Consider the following 17144-nt stretch of genomic DNA (forward strand, 5'->3'; position numbering starts at 1 on the left):
GCCCACCATGAGGTGGGCACAGGGGTACGGCGGTACTACGAATTAACGCGAGTACAGTTCGACGATCAGCGATTCGTTGACGTCGGCAGCGATTTCGGTACGGTCCGGCGACGACTTGAAGGTGCCTTCCAGCTTCTTCGAATCCACGGAAACCCACTGCGGGAAACCGTTCGACTCGGCCAGCGACAGGGCTTCGGCGATACGCACTTGCTTCTTGGCCTTTTCACGGATGGCGATGACGTCGCCAGCCTTGACGGAGTACGAAGCGATGTTCACGACTTGACCGTTCACGGTCAGGGCCTTGTGGGACACCAGCTGACGCGCTTCAGCGCGGGTCGAGCCGAAGCCCATGCGGTAGACGACGTTGTCCAGGCGCGATTCCAGCAGCTTGAGCAGGGTTTCGCCGGTGTTGCCCTTGCGGCGGTCGGCTTCAGCGAAGTAGCGGCGGAACTGGCGCTCGAGGACGCCGTACATGCGCTTGACCTTCTGCTTTTCACGCAGCTGGTTGCCGTAGTCGGAGGTGCGGGCGCCCGAAGTGCGGCCGTGCTGACCCGGCTTGGAATCCAGCTTGCACTTGGAATCCAGCGAGCGGCGTGCGCTCTTCAAGAACAGGTCGGTGCCTTCGCGGCGGGAGAGTTTTGCTTTCGGTCCGATATAACGTGCCACGGTATTTCCTTTATCAATGACGTCCCATGTTGCCGGACGCTAGTCTGACCTGCATGCGGCCAGACAGTGGTCTTAAGAACAAAACCCGCCAAGGTGATTGGCGGGTGATTTGCCTGCGCTTTTGCCTGACGAACAGGCGAAAGCGCAAGATTATACTACAACTTAGATGCGACGGCGCTTCGGCGGACGGCAGCCGTTGTGCGGGACCGGAGTCACGTCCTGGATCTGGGTGATCTTGATGCCCAGGTTGTTCAGAGCGCGCACTGCGGATTCACGGCCCGGGCCGGGGCCCTTGATACGCACTTCCAGGTTCTTGATGCCGCATTCGATGGCAACCTTGCCGGCGCTTTCAGCGGCGACCTGGGCTGCGAACGGAGTCGACTTGCGCGAACCCTTGAAGCCAGCACCACCCGAAGTTGCCCACGACAGAGCGTTGCCCTGACGGTCGGTGATCGTGATGATGGTGTTGTTGAACGAAGCGTGAACGTGCGCGATGCCTTCAGCAACGTTCTTCTTGACTTTCTTACGAACACGCGATGCTGCTGCGTTGTTGGGGGACTTTGCCATAATTTCTTCCTTGAATCCGACCAGTGCTTGCGCCTGCCGGGATTATTTCTTCAGCGATTGAGCGGCCTTGCGCGGACCCTTGCGAGTACGGGCGTTGGTGCGGGTACGTTGACCGCGAACCGGCAGACCACGACGGTGACGCAGACCGCGGTAGCAACCCAGGTCCATCAAACGCTTGATGTTCATGGACAACTCACGGCGCAGATCGCCTTCCACGACGAACTTGGCGATTTCGTCACGCAGCTTTTCCAGCTCGTTATCGTCCAGGTCCTTGACCTTCTTGTTGGTCGGAACGCCGGTAGCAGCGCAAATGTCTTGTGCGCGCGGACGGCCAATACCATAGATGGCGGTCAGGCCGATTACGGTGTGCTGATGGTTGGGGATGTTGACCCCTGCAATACGTGCCATTCGTTATTCCTCGATCAATAACGTTAAGTTAACCCTGGCGCTGCTTATGGCGAGGTTCGGTGCAGATCACACGAACGATACCATTGCGCTTGATGATTTTGCAGTTGCGGCAGATCCGCTTGACTGATGCGAGCACTTTCATTGTGGCCCTCTTTCTTTCAATGTTTCACTGTTACTTGGTTCGGAACACGATACGTGCCCGGCTCAAATCGTAAGGCGTCAGTTCCACCGTTACCTTATCGCCGGGCAGGATACGGATGTAATTCATGCGCATCTTGCCGGAAATATGGCCGAGTACAACGTGACCGTTTTCCAACTTAACCCTGAATGTCGCGTTGGGCAGATTTTCAAGAATCTCGCCCTGCATCTGAATAACGTCGTCTTTTGCCATTCCGTGTCTTCTTCCTTGGAGCATGAGCCCGCTTATCGCGGTGTCATGCCACCCTTGAAATTAGCTTTGCGGAGCAACGATTCATACTGCTGAGACATCACATAGTTCTGCACTTGGGCCATGAAATCCATCGTCACGACCACAATGATCAGCAGCGATGTGCCACCGAAGTAGAACGGCACCTTCCAGCGTGCGATCAGGAACTCTGGCAGCAGGCACACCAAGGTGATGTACACGGCGCCGGCCAGGGTCAGGCGCATCAGGATCTTGTCGATATAACGCGCGGTCTGGTCACCCGGACGGATACCCGGAACAAAAGCACCACTCTTCTTCAGGTTGTCTGCCGTTTCCTTGCTGTTGAACACCAGTGCGGTGTAGAAGAAGCAGAAGAAAACGATAGCTACCGCATACAGCAAGGCATGGATCGGTTCGCCTGGTGCCATCGATGCCGCCAGATCCTTCAGGAAACGAATGAAGGGGTTCGACGTGTCACCCGATGTGAACCAGCTGGTGATCGTGGCCGGGAACAGAATGATCGACGATGCAAAGATCGGCGGAATCACGCCAGCCATGTTCAGCTTCAGCGGCAGGTGGCTGCTCTGGCCACCGTAGATCTTGTTGCCGACCTGACGCTTCGCATAGTTCACCAGGATCTTGCGCTGACCACGTTCGATGAACACCACCAGGAACGTCACCAGAGCCACGATCACGCAGATCAGGATTGCCGACAGAGCGTTCATCGAACCGGTACGGACCAGCTCGAACAAGCCACCCAGAGCATTCGGCAGACCTGCCGCAATACCAGCGAAGATGATGATCGAGATGCCATTGCCCAGGCCACGTTCAGTGATCTGTTCGCCCAGCCACATCAGGAACATCGTACCGGTAATCAAGGTCACCACCGTGGTCAGACGGAAGGCCAGACCCGGATCCAGCACCAGGCCGGCTTGCGATTCCAGCGCCACCGCAATGCCCAGCGCCTGGAAGGTCGCCAGCACCAGGGTGCCGTAACGGGTGTACTGCGTGATCTTGCGACGACCGGCTTCACCCTCTTTCTTCAATGCTTCCAGCTGCGGCGAAACCACCGACAGCAGCTGCATGATGATCGATGCCGAGATATACGGCATGATCCCCAGTGCGAAGATCGTAAAGCGCGACAGGGCACCACCGGAGAACATGTTGAACATGCCCAGAATGCCGCCCTGATTCTGCTTGAACAGCTGCGCCAACTGCGTCGGATCAATACCCGGAACCGGGATATGTGCACCGATGCGATAAACGATCAACGCCCCCAGCAGGAACCACAAACGACCCCAGGGGAATCCTTTTGCGGCACCTTTTGCTAATTGAGGAGTAGTTGCCAATTAATGCTCCGGGACCGGATCACTCAGCGATGGAACCACCGGCAGCTTCGATAGCGGCCTTGGCACCAGCGGTTGCGATCAGACCCTTGACGGTTACCTTCTTGGTCAGTTCGCCAGCCTTGATGATACGCACGACACGAGCCAGTTCCGACACGAGGCCGGCTTGCTTCAGTGCCAGCACGTCGATCTCGGCGACGGGCAGCTTTTCCAGGTCGGACAGGCGGACTTCAGCCTTGTAGGGCGTCGCCAGCGACTTGAAACCACGCTTGGGCAGACGACGTTGCAGGGGCATCTGGCCGCCTTCAAAGCCGACCTTGTGGAAACCGCCCGAACGCGACTTCTGACCCTTGTGGCCGCGACCAGCGGTCTTGCCCAGGCCAGAGCCGATACCACGACCGACGCGACGCTTAGCGTGCTTGGCGCCGTCTGCGGGTTGGATAGTGTTTAATTGCATGATTCGCTCCGTTCGCAAGCCGAGGCTTACGACACAACTTTCACAAGATAGGACACTTTGTTGATCATGCCGCGCACCGACGGGGTGTCTTCCAGTTCGGACACCGAGTTGACGCGACGCAGACCCAGACCGCGCACGGTAGCGCGGTGGTCCTGACGAGTACCGATCAGACCCTTGACCAGTTTGACTTTGATTGTGTTAGCCATCTCGATCACCTTAGCCCAGGATTTCTTCGACCGACTTGCCGCGCTTGGCAGCAATTTCAGCCGGAGTGTTCATCTTCGACAGACCGTCCAGGGTGGCACGGACCATGTTGTAGGGGTTGGTCGAACCGGTCGACTTGGCCACCACGTTGGTCACGCCCATCACCTCGAAGATCGCGCGCATCGGACCACCGGCGATGACGCCAGTACCGTCCTTGGCCGGCGAGATCATCACCGACGAAGCGCCGTGCTTGCCGATGACGGTGTGTTGCACGGTACCGTTCTTCAGGGTCACCTTGATCAGCTTGCGACGGGCTTCTTCCATCGCCTTCTGCACGGCCACGGGCACTTCCTTGGACTTGCCCTTGCCCATGCCGATACGGCCATCGCCGTCACCGACCACTGCCAGCGCTGCGAAACCCATGATGCGGCCGCCCTTCACCACCTTGGTGACGCGGTTGACCGCGATCATTTTTTCGCGCATGCCGTCATCTGGCTTGTCGCTTTGCGTTTTCGATTGCATTTTTGCCATGATCGATAATCCTTAGAACTTCAGGCCGGCTTCACGCGCAGCCTCAGCCAGCGCCTTGACGCGACCGTGATAACGGAAACCGGAGCGGTCGAATGCGACTTCAGTCACACCGGCCTTCAGAGCCTTCTCCGCCACGCGCTTGCCGATCAGGGCAGCAGCGGCAGCATTGCCGCCCTTGCCGGTCTGACCTGCCAGCTGGGCGCGGACTTCTGCTTCCAGGGTGGAAGCGGAAGCCAGCACGTTGGCGTCGGGGCCGATGACGCTGGCGTAGATGTGCGTGTTGGTACGGTGCACAGCCAGACGATTCACCTTCAGTTCTGCGATCTTGGCGCGAGTCTGAGTCGCACGGCGCAGGCGAGATTGTTTCTTGTCCATCGTCAACCCCTATTACTTCTTCTTGGTTTCTTTGAGCGTCACCACTTCGTCAGCGTAGCGCACACCCTTGCCCTTGTAGGGTTCGGGTTCGCGGTACGCGCGAATTTCAGCGGCGACCTGGCCAACCACCTGGCGATCGATACCCTTGATCAGGATTTCGGTCTGGGTCGGGGTCTCAACCTTGATGCCGGCGGGCATCTGGTGAACGATGGGGTGCGAGAAGCCCAGCGACAGGTTCAGCTTGTCGCCTTGTGCTTGAGCACGGAAACCCACGCCAACCAGGTTCAGCTTCTTTTCGAAGCCCTTGGTGACGCCGTTGACCATGTTGTTGACCAGAGCACGCAGGGTGCCCGACATCGCGTTGGCTTCGCGGCTGTCATCAGCCACTTCGAAGCTCAGCGAGCCATTGTTGTTGACCACCTTGACCTTCTTGGTCAGCGGTTGGGTCAAGGAGCCCAGCGGGCCCTTGACGGTGATTTGCTCTGCAGTGATGGTCGCTTCCGCGCCATTCGGCAGTGCAACAGGCATTTTACCTACACGAGACATCTTGCACTCCTTAGGCCACGTAGCAAATCACTTCGCCACCGACACCGGTTGCGCGTGCTTTGCGATCAGTCATCACGCCGCGCGGCGTGGACACGATTGCCACACCCAGGCCGTTCATGACGTTGGGGATATCGTCCTTGCCCTTGTAGATGCGCAGACCCGGACGGGACACGCGCTCCAGGCGCTCGATGACCGGACGGCCAGCGTAATACTTCAAACCGATTTTCAATTCAGCCTTGCCATCAGCGGCAACAACGGCGAAATCTTCGATATAGCCCTCGTCCTTGAGGACGTTGGCAATGGCGACCTTCACTTTGGAAGACGGCATGACGACGGTAGTCTTGTTCACGCCTTGCGCATTGCGGATACGGGTCAGCATATCGGCGATAGGATCGCTCATACTCATTGCTTCTTCTCCTATTACCAGCTAGCTTTGGTCAAACCCGGGATTTCGCCGCGCATGGCGATTTCACGGACCTTGATACGGCCCAATCCGAACTTGCGGAAAGTACCACGGGGACGGCCAGTCAGCGCGCAACGGTTGCGCTGGCGGGTCGGAGCGGAGTTACGCGGCAGAGCCTGCAGCTTCAGGCGGGCTTCGTAACGCTCTTCTTCCGACTTCGATTGGTCGTCGATAATAGCCTTCAACTCGGCGCGCTTGGCAGCATACTTCTTCACCATTTCTGCGCGCTTCTGTTCACGGTTAATCAGTGCCAGTTTTGCCATGGCATCCTCAGTTTCTGAACGGGAATTTAAATACGGCGAGAAGCGCCTTCGCTTCGTCGTCGGTCTTTGCAGTCGTGGTGATGCTGATGTTCATGCCACGCAGTGCATCGATCTTGTCGTACTCAATTTCGGGGAAGATGATCTGCTCTTTCACACCGATGTTGTAGTTGCCACGACCATCGAACGCACGACCCGACACACCACGGAAGTCACGCACGCGCGGCAGGGCCACGGTGATCAGACGATCCAGGAATTCGTACATGCGGGCGCCACGCAGGGTCACCATACAACCGATCGGGTAGCCTTCGCGGATCTTGAAACCAGCGATAGCCTTGCGAGCCTTGGTCACCACGGGCTTCTGACCAGCGATCTTGGTCAGGTCGCCAACGGCGTGCTCGATGATCTTCTTGTCCGCAACTGCTTCGGACAGACCCATGTTCAGGGTGATCTTCAGGATGCGCGGAACTTCCATCACCGACTTGTACGAATACTTCGTAGTCAGATCGGCGACGACCTTATCTTTATAAAACTGTTGAAGACGTGCCATGATGTTTAAACCTTAACGACTTCGCCGTTGGACTTGTAAGCGCGGACCTTCTTGCCGTCCACTTCCTTGTAAGCCACACGATCTGCCTTGCCGGTCGCAGCGTTGAACAACGCGACGTTCGACACATGAATTGGCATCAGCTTATCGACGATGCCGCCAGTTGCACCCGTCATCGGGTTCGGACGGGTCGCCTTCTTTGCGACGTTCACGCCTTCCACGATGACATAATCGGCGTCCACACGAGCAGTCACGACACCGCGCTTGCCCTTGTCTTTGCCGGTCAACACGATGACTTCATCGTTTTTACGAATCTTTGCCATGACTACTCCTTACAGAACTTCAGGCGCCAGGGAGACGATCTTCATGAAGCGCTCTGTACGCAGCTCACGAGTCACCGGCCCAAAGATACGGGTGCCGATGGGCTCCAGCTTGGCGTTCAGCAGGACGGCAGCATTACCATCGAACTTGACCAGCGAACCATCCTGACGACGCACGCCCTTGGCGGTGCGAACGACGACAGCGTTATAAATTTCACCCTTCTTGACGCGACCACGCGGTGCTGCGCTCTTGACAGTAACCTTGATCACATCGCCAATGCCCGCATAGCGGCGCTTGGAACCACCCAAGACCTTGATGCACAGAACTTCGCGCGCACCAGTGTTGTCGGCCACTTCGAGCCGGCTTTCAGTTTGAATCATGATATTTTCTTTCCCAACTTAATCCGCTTCGCAGGATGCGCTGGCGGTCAGTCTTGGTCCTGTTAGCAAGCGAACTCGCTAGTTAGGGGACGAATAGAGCTACTCTTGAGCCTTCCTCTGCAAACTTTGTTTTGCAAAGAAAGAGCTCGATATTATGTCAGCATAATATCGAGCACGCAAGTACTACATTTACTACTTAGACGATTTGTGCTTCCTGTACCACACGGGTCACAGTCCACGACTTCGTCTTGGAGATCGGACGGCTTTCGGTGATTTCCACCACATCGCCGGCCTTCGCCGAGTTTTGCTCATCATGCGCGTGGTACTTCTTGGTGCGCTTGATGATCTTGCCGTACAGCGGGTGCTTCATTTGACGCTCGATTTCGACAGTGACGGTCTTATCCATCTTGTCCGACACAACTTTGCCAATCAGCGTGCGCTTGAGCGCTTGTTTCACTTGATCGTTCATTGTTGGCCATCCTTCGAGTTGATCACAGTTTTCACACGTGCGATGTCGCGACGTACCTTCTTCAGCTGTGCGGTATTGTTCAGTTGCTGGGTCGCAATTTGCATGCGCAGGCTGAACTGAGCTTTCAACAGCTCGCCCAGTTCCTTTTCCAGTCCTGCCTTGTCCTTACCGCGGAGTTCAGATGCTTTCATGTTCCGCTCCTAATTATTGACCGACTTGGCGAACAACGAAAGTCGTCGACAGCGGCAATTTGGCAGCAGCCAAACGGAACGCCTCGCGCGCCAGGGCTTCGTCCACACCGTCCATCTCGTACAGTACCTTACCCGGCTGGATTTCAGCCACGTAGTACTCCGGATTACCCTTGCCGTTACCCATACGCACTTCTGCGGGCTTCTGGGAAATTGGCTTGTCCGGGAAAACGCGGATCCAAATACGACCACCGCGCTTGATGTGACGGGTCATCGCACGACGAGCAGCTTCGATCTGGCGGGCAGTGATACGGCCGCGGCCGGTTGCCTTCAGACCAAAATCGCCGAACGAGACGGCGGTTCCGCGGGTGTGCGAAATGCCGGTGTTACGACCTTTTTGTTCTTTACGATATTTTCTACGTGCTGGTTGCAGCATGATTATTCTCCTGCTTTCTCAGCCGATACACCGGCATCGGCAGCTTGAGGACGACCACCGCCACGCTTTGCACCGGCGCCAGGAGCACCAGTCTTGGAGCGGGGACGTGCACCCGGCTTGCCGTCGTCACGACGGGGACCACGACGCTTCTTGTCGTCTTCCAGTTCGCCGACCAGCACCGGCGATTCGCCGTTTGCCAGGCGATCGCCCTTGTAGACCCACACCTTCACACCGATGATGCCGTAGGTGGTTTCAGCTTCGCCGAAGCCATAGTCGATATCGGCGCGCAGGGTGTGCAGAGGCACACGGCCTTCGCGGTACCATTCGGTACGTGCGATTTCGATGCCGTTCAGACGGCCCGACGACATGATCTTGATGCCTTGAGCGCCCAGACGCATTGCGTTCTGCATCGCACGCTTCATGGCGCGACGGAACATGATGCGCTTTTCCAGCTGCTGGCAGATCGAGTCAGCGATCAGCTGAGCATCGGCTTCCGGCTTGCGGATTTCTTCGATGTTGACGTGCACGGGCACGCCCATCAGCTTGGCCAGTGCCGACTTCAGCACTTCGATGTCTTCACCCTTCTTGCCAATCACAACGCCCGGACGGGAGCTGTAAATGGTGATGCGGGCGTTCTTGGCCGGACGCTCGATGACCACGCGGCCAACCGAAGCGTTCTTCAGCTTCTTCTTCAGGTAAGCGCGGACCTTCAGGTCCTCGTTGAGCATGTCGGCAAAGTTGTTGTTGCCTGCATACCAACGCGAGCCCCAGTTACGCGTAACCGCCAGACGGAAACCGGTTGGATGAATCTTCTGTCCCATCGTGACTCCTTAGTTTCCGACGGTCACGTAAATGTGACACGACTGCTTGGAAATACGATCACCACGGCCCTTAGCACGCGCCGTGAAGCGCTTGAGGACCGCACCCTTTTCCACATAAATGGTCTTGACTTTCAGCTCGTCAATGTCGGCACCATCGTTGTGTTCGGCGTTCGCGATAGCGGACTCCAGAACCTTCTTGATGATGACCGCGCCCTTCTTGGGGCTGAAGGCCAAGATATTCAGTGCCTGATCAACTTTTTTACCGCGGATCAGGTCTGCAACCAGGCGGCCTTTCTGGGCCGACAGGTGCACACCGCGCAGAGTAGCTTTAGTTTCCATCATAGGACCTTATTTCTTAGCCTTCTTATCGGCAGCGTGACCCTTGAAAGTACGGGTCAGCGCGAATTCGCCGAGCTTGTGACCAACCATGTTTTCCGACACATAGACCGGCACGTGTGCCTTGCCATTGTGCACGGCAATCGTCAGGCCGATGAAGTCCGGCATGATGGTCGAACGACGCGACCAGGTCTTGATCGGCTTCTTGTCCTTGGTAGCCTGGGCAGCCTCAACCTTTTTCACCAGGTGGGCGTCGCAGAAAGGACCTTTTTTCAATGAACGTGTCATGTTTTATCCTTTATTTCTTGCCGCGACGCGAGACAATCATCGAAGTCGTACGCTTGTTGCTACGAGTCTTCTTGCCCTTGGTCTGCTGGCCCCACGGGGAAACCGGGTGACGGCCAGCGGCGGTCTTGCCTTCACCACCACCGTGCGGGTGATCCACCGGGTTCATGACAACGCCACGAACGGTCGGACGCACACCGCGCCAACGGGTTGCACCGGCCTTACCGATCTTGCGCAGGTTGTGCTCGCCGTTACCGACTTCACCGATGGTGGCGCGGCATTCGATGTGAACGCGACGCACTTCACCGGAGCGCAGACGAACCTGAGCGTAGGTGCCTTCACGTGCCATCAGCACGACAGCGGCACCCGCGGTACGGGCGATTTGCGCGCCCTTGCCCGGCAGCATTTCCACGCAGTGGATGGTGGTACCGACTGGGATGTTGCGGATCGGCAGAGTGTTGCCCGACTTGATCGGAGCTTCAGAACCGCTGATCAGCTGATCGCCAACCGACACGCCCTTGGGAGCGATGATGTACTTGCGCTCGCCGTCCACGTAGCACAGCAGTGCGATGTGCGCGGTACGGTTCGGGTCGTATTCGATACGCTCAACCTTGGCAGGGATACCATCCTTGTTGCGACGGAAGTCGACAACACGGTAGTGCTGCTTGTGACCACCGCCGATGTGGCGGGTGGTGATGTGGCCGTTGTTGTTACGGCCGGCGGTCTTGGACTTCTTTTCGACCAGCGATGCCAGCGGACGGCCCTTGTACAGGTCGGGATTGACGACCTTGACCATGCCGCGCCGACCGGGCGAGGTCGGCTTCACTTTTACGAGTGCCATTATTTAGCCTCCTCGGTGAAGTTGATTTCTTGACCCGGCTTCAGGCTGACGAAAGCACGGCGGGTGTGGTTGCGGCGGCCCATACCGTTGCGCGAGCGCTTCTGCTTGCCCTGACGGTTGGCGACTTGCACCGATTCCACTTCCACCTTGAACAGCAGTTCGACGGCGGCCTTGACTTCCAGCTTGGTGGCGTCCTTGGCGACCAGGAAGACGACTTGCTCGTTCTTCTCGGCGACAAAGGTTGCCTTTTCGGAGATCACCGGTGCCAGCAGCACCTTCATCAGGCGCTCTTCGCTATGTTTCACGATTGCGTTCATGCCAGCAACTCCTCAATCTTTGCCAGAGCCGGCTTGGTGATCAAGACATTCTTGAAGTACACCAGCGACACGGGATCAGCTTGACGCGGCTCGACCACCAGCACGCCCGGCAGGTTGCGCGAGGCCAGCAGCAGCTTTTCGTCCAGGCTGTCGGTAATAACCAGCACCGATTCCAGACCCATGCCCTTCAACTTCTGGGCCAGCAGCTTGGTCTTCGGGGCTTCGACGGCGAACTCTTCGACGACCGACAGGCGGCCTTCACGAGCCAACTGGGACAGGATCGAGCAGACACCTGCGCGATACATCTTCTTGTTGACCTTGTGGGTGAAGTTTTCGTCAGGCGAGTTCGGGAAGATACGGCCACCACCGCGCCACAGAGGCGACGAGGACATACCGGCACGTGCACGGCCAGTACCCTTTTGACGCCAAGGCTTCTTGGTGGTGTGGCTGACTTCTTCACGATCCTTTTGCTTGCGATTGCCGCTACGCGCGTTGGCTTGGTAGGCAACCACGACCTGGTGGATCAGGGCTTCGTTGTAGTCACGACCGAAAATGGTATCCGGTGCGGCGACGTTCGAAGCAGCTTGACCTTGGTCATTCAGGAGCTTCAGTTCCATTATTAAGCCCCCTTCTTCGCTTTGACTTTGACTGCCGGCGAAACGATCACTTGACCGTTCTTGGCGCCAGGAACGGCACCCTTCACCAACAGCAGCTGACGCTCTGCGTCCACACGGGCGATTTCCAGGTTCTGGACGGTGGTCTTGACATCACCCAGATGACCGGTCATGCGCTTGCCGGGGAACACGCGGCCCGGATCCTGCGCCATACCGATGGAGCCAGGAACGTTGTGCGAGCGGGAGTTACCGTGGGTCGCGCGACCCGACGAGAAGTTGTAACGCTTGATGGTACCGGCGTAGCCCTTACCGATCGACACGCCTTGCACGTCGACTTTCTGACCAGCTTCAAACATGCCGATGCCAACGACGTCGCCAGCCTTCAGTTCGGCAGCCTTGGAAGCGTCAACACGGAATTCTTTGAGGACAGTACCTGCCTCGACGCCAGCTTTGGCGAAGTGGCCGGCGGCGGCTTTCACCACACGCGAAGCGCGGCGTTGACCGAAGGTCACCTGAACAGCGGAATAACCATCCACTTCAGGCGTTTTGATTTGAGTCACGCGGTTGTTGGACACGTCCAGCACGGTCACAGGGATCGAATCCCCATCTTCCGTGAAGATGCGCATCATACCAACCTTGCGACCAACAAGGCCCAGGCTCATTGTTTTCTCCATTCCCGCCTGCGATTGGGCGGGGCTGATGTTCGTACTACCATAAATTATGGGCCTTGCAGACGCAAAACCCACATCGAAGCCGAGCATTATAGCCCGTAAAACAAAAGCGCACAACCGAGGTTGTGCGCTTTTCCAACACTATGCCAGCTGATTACTGCAGCTTGATTTCAACATCAACGCCAGCGGGCAGGTCCAGCTTCATCAATGCGTCAACCGTCTTGTCGGTCGGATCGACGATATCCATCAGGCGCTGATGGGTACGGATTTCGAACTGATCGCGGGAAGTCTTGTTGACGTGCGGCGAACGCAGGACGTCGAAGCGCTGGATGCGGGTCGGCAGGGGAACCGGGCCCTTGACGACAGCGCCGGTACGCTTGGCGGTGTCAACGATTTCCAGTGCGGACTGGTCGATCAGACGATAGTCGAAAGCTTTCAGACGGATACGGATTTTTTGGCTAGGAACCGACATGATTTTCCTTTAAAGAACGAACCGGGGATGGGGATCATCCCCGGCGATGTTAAAAATGCGACTAGTGTTACTGGGTACTGCTACTGCTGATCCGACGATTAGTCGAAGATCTTGGCAACCACGCCAGCGCCGACGGTACGGCCGCCTTCACGGATAGCGAAGCGCAGACCTTCTTCCATGGCGATCGGGTTGATCAGTTGCACGGTGATCGACACGTTGTCGCCCGGCATGACCATTTCCTTGTCCTTCGGCAGTTCGATCGCACCGGTCACGTCGGTGGTACGGAAGTAGAACTGCGGACGGTAGTTGTTGAAGAACGGGGTGTGACGGCCGCCTTCGTCCTTCGACAGAACATAGATCTCACCGGTGAAGTGCTTGTGCGGCTTGATCGAGCCCGGCTTGGCCAGAACCTGGCCACGCTGCACGTCTTCACGCTTGGTGCCGCGCAGCAGCACGCCGACGTTGTCGCCAGCCTGACCTTGGTCCAGCAGCTTGCGGAACATTTCCACGCCGGTGCAGGTGGTCTTCTGGGTGTCAGCGATACCGACGATTTCGATTTCTTCGCCGACCTTGATGATGCCGCGCTCAACGCGACCGGTCACCACGGTGCCACGGCCGGAGATCGAGAACACGTCTTCCACCGGCATCAGGAAGGTACCGTCAACGGCACGTTCCGGGGTCGGGATGTAGGTGTCCAGCGCTTCGGCCAGGGCCATGATCGCTTGCTCGCCCAGGGGACCGGTGTCGCCTTCCAGCGCCAGCTTGGCCGAACCCTTCACGATGGGCAGGTCGTCGCCAGGGAACTCGTACTTCGACAGCAGTTCGCGGACTTCCATTTCCACCAGTTCCAGCAGTTCAGCGTCGTCCACCATGTCAGCCTTGTTCAGGAAGACGATGATGTAAGGCACGCCAACCTGGCGCGACAGCAGGATGTGCTCGCGGGTCTGGGGCATCGGGCCGTCAGCGGCCGAGCACACCAGGATCGCGCCGTCCATCTGGGCTGCGCCGGTGATCATGTTCTTCACATAGTCGGCGTGGCCTGGGCAGTCAACGTGCGCGTAGTGACGGTTCGCGGTTTCGTATTCGACGTGCGCGGTGTTGATGGTGATGCCGCGGGCCTTTTCTTCAGGCGCTGCATCGATCTGGTCGTAGGCCTTCGCTTCGCCGCCGAACTTCTTCGACAGAACGGTTGCGATTGCAGCGGTCAGGGTGGTCTTGCCGTGGTCAACGTGACCGATGGTGCCGACGTTCACGTGCGGCTTGGTCCGTTCAAACTTGCCTTTTGCCATTTTAGATTTCCTTCAAAAGAACGATATGTTCGATGTTCAATATTCAATGTGTGGCTGGTGATCCAGCCAGCGATCCCCTCCACTCGGAAGGGATCGCCATTCCTGCAACTTACTTGGCCTTGGAGGTGACGATTGCGTCGATCACGTTCTTGGGCGCTTCGGAGTAGTGCTTGAATTCCATCGAGTAGGTTGCACGGCCTTGGGTGGCCGAACGCAGCGTGGTCGAGTAACCAAACATTTCCGACAGGGGCACTTCAGCCTTGATGATCTTGCCACCACCGCCGGCGATTTCATCCATGCCCTGGACCATGCCACGGCGGGAGGACAGGTCGCCCATCACGGTACCGGCGTAATCTTCCGGGGTTTCCACTTCGACAGCCATCATCGGTTCCAGGATGACGGGGCTGGCGCGGCGGCAACCTTCCTTGAAGGCCATCGAGCCGGCCATGCGGAAGGCGTTTTCGTTCGAGTCCACATCGTGGTACGAACCGAAGAACAGGGTGACCTTGACGTCAACGACAGGGTAACCCGCCAGCACGCCGGTGTTGAGGGTTTCACGCACACCCTTTTCAACGGCGGGGATGAATTCGCGAGGAACGGTACCGCCCTTGATCGCGTCGACAAACTCGAAGCCCTTGCCGGCTTCTTGCGGCTCGATCTTCAGCACGACGTGACCATACTGACCACGACCACCCGACTGCTTGACGAACTTGCCTTCGGATTCTTCGCAGGTCTTGCGGATGGTTTCGCGGTAAGCCACTTGCGGCTTGCCGACGGTGGCTTCGACGTTGAATTCGCGCTTCATGCGGTCAACGATGATGTCCAGGTGCAGCTCGCCCATACCGGCGATGATGGTCTGGCCCGATTCTTCGTCGGTACGCACGCGGAACGACGGATCTTCAGCAGCCAGGCGGTTCAGGGCCAGGCCCATCTTTTCCTGGTCGGCCTTGGTCTTGGGTTCCACAGCCTGCGAAATCACCGGCTCGGGGAAGACCATGCGCTCCAGCACGACCATTGCCTTGTCGTCGCACAGGGTGTCACCGGTGGTGGTGTCCTTCAGGCCCACGACGGCGGCGATGTCACCGGCCATCATTTCCTTGATTTCTTCACGCTGGTTGGCGTGCATCTGAACGATACGGCCGATACGTTCCTTCTTCGACTTCACCGAGTTCAGCACGGTGTCGCCCGAGTTCAGGGTACCGGAGTAGCAGCGGATGAAGCACAGCTGACCAACGAACGGGTCGGTGGCGATCTTGAAGGCCAGGGCGGAGAACTTCTCGTCGTCCTTGGCTTCGCGCACGACCGGCTCGTCGTCTTCGTTCAGGCCCGGAACCGGGGGGATGTCCACCGGCGACGGCAGGTACTCGACCACGCCGTCCAGCATGGCTTGCACGCCCTTGTTCTTGAAGGCGGTGCCGCACATCATCGGGACGATTTCGCCGGAGATGGTGCGTTGACGGATCGCGCCCTTGATTTCGGCTTCGGTCAGGTCGCCTTCTTCCAGGTACTTGTTCATCAGGTCTTCCGATGCTTCAGCAGCGGTTTCGACCAGGTTTTCGCGCCACTTCTGGGCTTCAGCCTTCAGGTGCTCGGGGATGTCGCGGTAGTCGAACTTCATGCCCTGGGAAGCGTCGTCCCAGTAGATCGCGCGCATCTTGACCAGGTCGATCACGCCTTCGAAGTTTTCTTCGGCGCCGATAGGCACTTGCATCGGGATCGGGTTGGCCTTCAGGCGAGCGCGCATCTGCTCGTAGACCTTGAAGAAGTTGGCACCGGTACGGTCCATCTTGTTGACGAAGGCCAGACGCGGGACCTTGTACTTGTTGGCCTGACGCCACACGGTTTCCGACTGCGGCTGCACGCCGCCCACTGCACAGTAGACCATGCAGGCGCCGTCGAGCACGCGCATCGAACGTTCGACTTCGATGGTGAAGTCAACGTGACCCGGGGTGTCGATGATGTTGATGTGGTGGGCCGGGAAGTTGTTCGCCATGCCCTTCCAGTAACAGGTGGTCGCAGCCGAGGTGATGGTGATACCACGCTCTTGTTCCTGTTCCATCCAGTCCATGGTGGCGGCGCCGTCGTGCACTTCACCGATCTTGTGGTTCACACCGGTGTAGAACAGCACGCGCTCGGTCGTGGTGGTCTTGCCAGCATCGATGTGCGCGGAGATACCGATGTTGCGGTAGCGCTCAATGGGGGTCTTGCGAGCCATGATTTATTCCTAAGTCTTTAATGCACGAAACCGAGCGTCATTTTTTTCAAATAAACGCTCGGCTCGAACCAATTTTAAGATGCAGACCCAGGCTCTTCATCATCACAAAAGCCCAGGTCCAGTCTTGATTAGAAGCGGAAGTGCGAGAACGCCTTGTTCGCTTCTGCCATGCGGTGCACTTCATCACGACGCTTCATGGCGCCGCCACGGCCTTCGGCGGCTTCCATCAGTTCACCACCCAGGCGCTGCGGCATCGACTTTTCGCTGCGCTTGTTGGCGGCTTCACGCAGCCAGCGCATCGACAGGGCCATACGGCGCACCGGACGCACTTCAACGGGCACCTGGTAGTTGGCGCCACCGACGCGGCGGGACTTCACTTCCACCATCGGCTTGCAGTTGTTCAGGGCTGCAGAGAACACTTCCAGCGGGTCCTTGCCCGACTTGGTCTGGATGTAGTCGAAGGCGCCGTAGATGATGTTTTCAGCGACGGACTTCTTGCCCGACAGCATCAGCACGTTCACAAACTTGGCGACTTCAACGTTGCCGAACTTCGGATCCGGCAGAATTTCCCGCTTGGGGACTTCACGACGACGTGGCATTTCGATTCCTTTCAATCTTCAGTTGAGTGGGCGAACCCTGCTTCAACTTCGCCTGCACTCGCGGAGAGCCATCATGGCTTCCACTTACTCGGCCCGTCCTGGACCGACTCTGAG

At 57.8% G+C, this 17144-nt stretch carries 30 protein-coding genes; all 30 read right to left on the reverse strand.

The window, feature by feature from the left end:
- Positions 1–42 precede the first annotated feature (42 nt).
- A complete protein-coding gene (gene rpsD / locus BGK68_RS04625; protein WP_075256125.1) occupies positions 43–666 on the reverse strand; it encodes a 30S ribosomal protein S4 in 624 nt (207 codons plus the stop codon).
- Positions 667–828: 162 nt separating this feature from the next.
- Entirely contained in the window at positions 829–1233 is a 405-nt protein-coding gene (gene rpsK / locus BGK68_RS04630) for a 30S ribosomal protein S11 (RefSeq protein WP_006464911.1), read from the reverse strand.
- Positions 1234–1275: 42 nt separating this feature from the next.
- A complete protein-coding gene (gene rpsM, locus BGK68_RS04635; protein WP_006464912.1) occupies positions 1276–1641 on the reverse strand; it encodes a 30S ribosomal protein S13 in 366 nt (121 codons plus the stop codon).
- A gap of 28 nt (positions 1642–1669) precedes the next feature.
- Complete coding sequence (gene rpmJ, locus BGK68_RS04640; protein WP_013232189.1) at positions 1670–1783, reverse strand: 50S ribosomal protein L36; 114 nt, start codon at positions 1781–1783, stop codon at positions 1670–1672.
- Between the two features lie 30 nt (positions 1784–1813).
- Positions 1814–2032: a translation initiation factor IF-1 gene (infA, locus tag BGK68_RS04645; RefSeq protein WP_005663428.1), complete on the reverse strand. Its 219-nt coding sequence runs from the start codon at positions 2030–2032 to the stop codon at positions 1814–1816.
- A 32-nt stretch (positions 2033–2064) separates the two neighbouring features.
- Positions 2065–3396 carry a preprotein translocase subunit SecY gene (gene secY / locus BGK68_RS04650; RefSeq protein WP_013232188.1) on the reverse strand — a complete coding sequence of 444 codons (1332 nt, stop codon included), beginning with the start codon at positions 3394–3396 and terminating at the stop codon, positions 2065–2067.
- A 19-nt stretch (positions 3397–3415) separates the two neighbouring features.
- Complete coding sequence (rplO, locus tag BGK68_RS04655; RefSeq protein ID WP_008334147.1) at positions 3416–3850, reverse strand: 50S ribosomal protein L15; 435 nt, start codon at positions 3848–3850, stop codon at positions 3416–3418.
- A gap of 26 nt (positions 3851–3876) precedes the next feature.
- A complete protein-coding gene (rpmD, locus tag BGK68_RS04660) occupies positions 3877–4056 on the reverse strand; it encodes a 50S ribosomal protein L30 (protein ID WP_006464916.1) in 180 nt (59 codons plus the stop codon).
- A gap of 10 nt (positions 4057–4066) precedes the next feature.
- A complete protein-coding gene (rpsE, locus tag BGK68_RS04665; protein ID WP_006464917.1) occupies positions 4067–4585 on the reverse strand; it encodes a 30S ribosomal protein S5 in 519 nt (172 codons plus the stop codon).
- A gap of 12 nt (positions 4586–4597) precedes the next feature.
- Positions 4598–4960, reverse strand: a complete 363-nt coding sequence (gene rplR / locus BGK68_RS04670) for a 50S ribosomal protein L18 (RefSeq protein WP_008334143.1) — start codon at positions 4958–4960, stop codon at positions 4598–4600.
- 12 nt (positions 4961–4972) lie between these two features.
- Positions 4973–5506, reverse strand: coding sequence for a 50S ribosomal protein L6 (rplF, locus tag BGK68_RS04675; protein WP_008334141.1), 534 nt, complete (start codon positions 5504–5506; stop codon positions 4973–4975).
- 10 nt (positions 5507–5516) lie between these two features.
- A complete protein-coding gene (rpsH, locus tag BGK68_RS04680; RefSeq protein ID WP_006464920.1) occupies positions 5517–5912 on the reverse strand; it encodes a 30S ribosomal protein S8 in 396 nt (131 codons plus the stop codon).
- A 14-nt stretch (positions 5913–5926) separates the two neighbouring features.
- Complete coding sequence (rpsN, locus tag BGK68_RS04685) at positions 5927–6232, reverse strand: 30S ribosomal protein S14 (RefSeq protein ID WP_008334139.1); 306 nt, start codon at positions 6230–6232, stop codon at positions 5927–5929.
- A gap of 7 nt (positions 6233–6239) precedes the next feature.
- Entirely contained in the window at positions 6240–6779 is a 540-nt protein-coding gene (gene rplE, locus BGK68_RS04690) for a 50S ribosomal protein L5 (protein WP_075256127.1), read from the reverse strand.
- 5 nt (positions 6780–6784) lie between these two features.
- Positions 6785–7099, reverse strand: coding sequence for a 50S ribosomal protein L24 (rplX, locus tag BGK68_RS04695; RefSeq protein WP_034339785.1), 315 nt, complete (start codon positions 7097–7099; stop codon positions 6785–6787).
- A 9-nt stretch (positions 7100–7108) separates the two neighbouring features.
- Complete coding sequence (rplN, locus tag BGK68_RS04700; protein WP_006464924.1) at positions 7109–7477, reverse strand: 50S ribosomal protein L14; 369 nt, start codon at positions 7475–7477, stop codon at positions 7109–7111.
- A gap of 196 nt (positions 7478–7673) precedes the next feature.
- On the reverse strand, positions 7674–7946 hold the full coding sequence (gene rpsQ, locus BGK68_RS04705; protein ID WP_006464925.1) for a 30S ribosomal protein S17: 273 nt from the start codon (positions 7944–7946) through the stop codon (positions 7674–7676).
- Positions 7943–8137, reverse strand: a complete 195-nt coding sequence (gene rpmC / locus BGK68_RS04710; protein ID WP_006464926.1) for a 50S ribosomal protein L29 — start codon at positions 8135–8137, stop codon at positions 7943–7945. The genes rpsQ and rpmC overlap by 4 nt, the downstream gene beginning before the upstream one ends.
- 13 nt (positions 8138–8150) lie before the next feature.
- On the reverse strand, positions 8151–8570 hold the full coding sequence (rplP, locus tag BGK68_RS04715) for a 50S ribosomal protein L16 (RefSeq protein ID WP_008334136.1): 420 nt from the start codon (positions 8568–8570) through the stop codon (positions 8151–8153).
- Between the two features lie 2 nt (positions 8571–8572).
- Entirely contained in the window at positions 8573–9391 is an 819-nt protein-coding gene (gene rpsC / locus BGK68_RS04720) for a 30S ribosomal protein S3 (protein ID WP_008334135.1), read from the reverse strand.
- Positions 9392–9400: 9 nt separating this feature from the next.
- Positions 9401–9733, reverse strand: coding sequence for a 50S ribosomal protein L22 (gene rplV / locus BGK68_RS04725; protein WP_008334132.1), 333 nt, complete (start codon positions 9731–9733; stop codon positions 9401–9403).
- Positions 9734–9739: 6 nt separating this feature from the next.
- A complete protein-coding gene (gene rpsS / locus BGK68_RS04730) occupies positions 9740–10015 on the reverse strand; it encodes a 30S ribosomal protein S19 (RefSeq protein ID WP_006464930.1) in 276 nt (91 codons plus the stop codon).
- Positions 10016–10025: 10 nt separating this feature from the next.
- Complete coding sequence (gene rplB / locus BGK68_RS04735; RefSeq protein ID WP_075256128.1) at positions 10026–10853, reverse strand: 50S ribosomal protein L2; 828 nt, start codon at positions 10851–10853, stop codon at positions 10026–10028.
- The gene (rplW, locus tag BGK68_RS04740) at positions 10853–11170 is read right to left on the reverse strand and encodes a 50S ribosomal protein L23 (RefSeq protein WP_006464932.1); all 318 of its coding nucleotides are present in this window, start codon (positions 11168–11170) and stop codon (positions 10853–10855) included. Before rplW ends, rplB begins: the two co-directional genes overlap by 1 nt.
- Positions 11167–11787: a 50S ribosomal protein L4 gene (gene rplD, locus BGK68_RS04745; RefSeq protein WP_075256129.1), complete on the reverse strand. Its 621-nt coding sequence runs from the start codon at positions 11785–11787 to the stop codon at positions 11167–11169. The genes rplW and rplD overlap by 4 nt, the downstream gene beginning before the upstream one ends.
- 2 nt (positions 11788–11789) lie before the next feature.
- Positions 11790–12458 (reverse strand): 50S ribosomal protein L3, encoded by a 669-nt coding sequence (rplC, locus tag BGK68_RS04750; RefSeq protein ID WP_013232185.1) that lies wholly within the window; start codon positions 12456–12458, stop codon positions 11790–11792.
- 151 nt (positions 12459–12609) lie between these two features.
- On the reverse strand, positions 12610–12927 hold the full coding sequence (rpsJ, locus tag BGK68_RS04755) for a 30S ribosomal protein S10 (RefSeq protein WP_006464935.1): 318 nt from the start codon (positions 12925–12927) through the stop codon (positions 12610–12612).
- A 98-nt stretch (positions 12928–13025) separates the two neighbouring features.
- Positions 13026–14216, reverse strand: a complete 1191-nt coding sequence (gene tuf, locus BGK68_RS04760) for an elongation factor Tu (protein ID WP_008334097.1) — start codon at positions 14214–14216, stop codon at positions 13026–13028.
- A gap of 109 nt (positions 14217–14325) precedes the next feature.
- The gene (gene fusA / locus BGK68_RS04765) at positions 14326–16431 is read right to left on the reverse strand and encodes an elongation factor G (protein ID WP_008334124.1); all 2106 of its coding nucleotides are present in this window, start codon (positions 16429–16431) and stop codon (positions 14326–14328) included.
- A gap of 128 nt (positions 16432–16559) precedes the next feature.
- A complete protein-coding gene (rpsG, locus tag BGK68_RS04770) occupies positions 16560–17030 on the reverse strand; it encodes a 30S ribosomal protein S7 (RefSeq protein ID WP_006465489.1) in 471 nt (156 codons plus the stop codon).
- Between the last annotated feature and the right edge of the window lie 114 nt (positions 17031–17144).

Source organism: Herbaspirillum camelliae (assembly GCF_001929405.1).
Lineage (GTDB): Bacteria > Pseudomonadota > Gammaproteobacteria > Burkholderiales > Burkholderiaceae_D > Herbaspirillum > Herbaspirillum seropedicae.

Coding starts and splice junctions, on each gene's coding strand:
- rpsK (WP_006464911.1), bottom strand. CDS start 1,233: ATGGCAAAGTCCCCCAACAACGCAGCAGCATCGCGTGTTCGTAAGAAA.
- rpsM (WP_006464912.1), bottom strand. CDS start 1,641: ATGGCACGTATTGCAGGGGTCAACATCCCCAACCATCAGCACACCGTA.
- rpmJ (WP_013232189.1), bottom strand. CDS start 1,783: ATGAAAGTGCTCGCATCAGTCAAGCGGATCTGCCGCAACTGCAAAATC.
- infA (WP_005663428.1), bottom strand. CDS start 2,032: ATGGCAAAAGACGACGTTATTCAGATGCAGGGCGAGATTCTTGAAAAT.
- rplO (WP_008334147.1), bottom strand. CDS start 3,850: ATGCAATTAAACACTATCCAACCCGCAGACGGCGCCAAGCACGCTAAG.
- rpmD (WP_006464916.1), bottom strand. CDS start 4,056: ATGGCTAACACAATCAAAGTCAAACTGGTCAAGGGTCTGATCGGTACT.
- rpsE (WP_006464917.1), bottom strand. CDS start 4,585: ATGGCAAAAATGCAATCGAAAACGCAAAGCGACAAGCCAGATGACGGC.
- rplR (WP_008334143.1), bottom strand. CDS start 4,960: ATGGACAAGAAACAATCTCGCCTGCGCCGTGCGACTCAGACTCGCGCC.
- rplF (WP_008334141.1), bottom strand. CDS start 5,506: ATGTCTCGTGTAGGTAAAATGCCTGTTGCACTGCCGAATGGCGCGGAA.
- rpsH (WP_006464920.1), bottom strand. CDS start 5,912: ATGAGTATGAGCGATCCTATCGCCGATATGCTGACCCGTATCCGCAAT.
- rpsN (WP_008334139.1), bottom strand. CDS start 6,232: ATGGCAAAACTGGCACTGATTAACCGTGAACAGAAGCGCGCAGAAATG.
- rplE (WP_075256127.1), bottom strand. CDS start 6,779: ATGGCACGTCTTCAACAGTTTTATAAAGATAAGGTCGTCGCCGATCTG.
- rplX (WP_034339785.1), bottom strand. CDS start 7,099: ATGGCAAAGATTCGTAAAAACGATGAAGTCATCGTGTTGACCGGCAAA.
- rplN (WP_006464924.1), bottom strand. CDS start 7,477: ATGATTCAAACTGAAAGCCGGCTCGAAGTGGCCGACAACACTGGTGCG.
- rpsQ (WP_006464925.1), bottom strand. CDS start 7,946: ATGAACGATCAAGTGAAACAAGCGCTCAAGCGCACGCTGATTGGCAAA.
- rpmC (WP_006464926.1), bottom strand. CDS start 8,137: ATGAAAGCATCTGAACTCCGCGGTAAGGACAAGGCAGGACTGGAAAAG.
- rplP (WP_008334136.1), bottom strand. CDS start 8,570: ATGCTGCAACCAGCACGTAGAAAATATCGTAAAGAACAAAAAGGTCGT.
- rpsC (WP_008334135.1), bottom strand. CDS start 9,391: ATGGGACAGAAGATTCATCCAACCGGTTTCCGTCTGGCGGTTACGCGT.
- rplV (WP_008334132.1), bottom strand. CDS start 9,733: ATGATGGAAACTAAAGCTACTCTGCGCGGTGTGCACCTGTCGGCCCAG.
- rpsS (WP_006464930.1), bottom strand. CDS start 10,015: ATGACACGTTCATTGAAAAAAGGTCCTTTCTGCGACGCCCACCTGGTG.
- rplB (WP_075256128.1), bottom strand. CDS start 10,853: ATGGCACTCGTAAAAGTGAAGCCGACCTCGCCCGGTCGGCGCGGCATG.
- rplW (WP_006464932.1), bottom strand. CDS start 11,170: ATGAACGCAATCGTGAAACATAGCGAAGAGCGCCTGATGAAGGTGCTG.
- rplD (WP_075256129.1), bottom strand. CDS start 11,787: ATGGAACTGAAGCTCCTGAATGACCAAGGTCAAGCTGCTTCGAACGTC.
- rplC (WP_013232185.1), bottom strand. CDS start 12,458: ATGGAGAAAACAATGAGCCTGGGCCTTGTTGGTCGCAAGGTTGGTATG.
- rpsJ (WP_006464935.1), bottom strand. CDS start 12,927: ATGTCGGTTCCTAGCCAAAAAATCCGTATCCGTCTGAAAGCTTTCGAC.
- tuf (WP_008334097.1), bottom strand. CDS start 14,216: ATGGCAAAAGGCAAGTTTGAACGGACCAAGCCGCACGTGAACGTCGGC.
- fusA (WP_008334124.1), bottom strand. CDS start 16,431: ATGGCTCGCAAGACCCCCATTGAGCGCTACCGCAACATCGGTATCTCC.
- rpsG (WP_006465489.1), bottom strand. CDS start 17,030: ATGCCACGTCGTCGTGAAGTCCCCAAGCGGGAAATTCTGCCGGATCCG.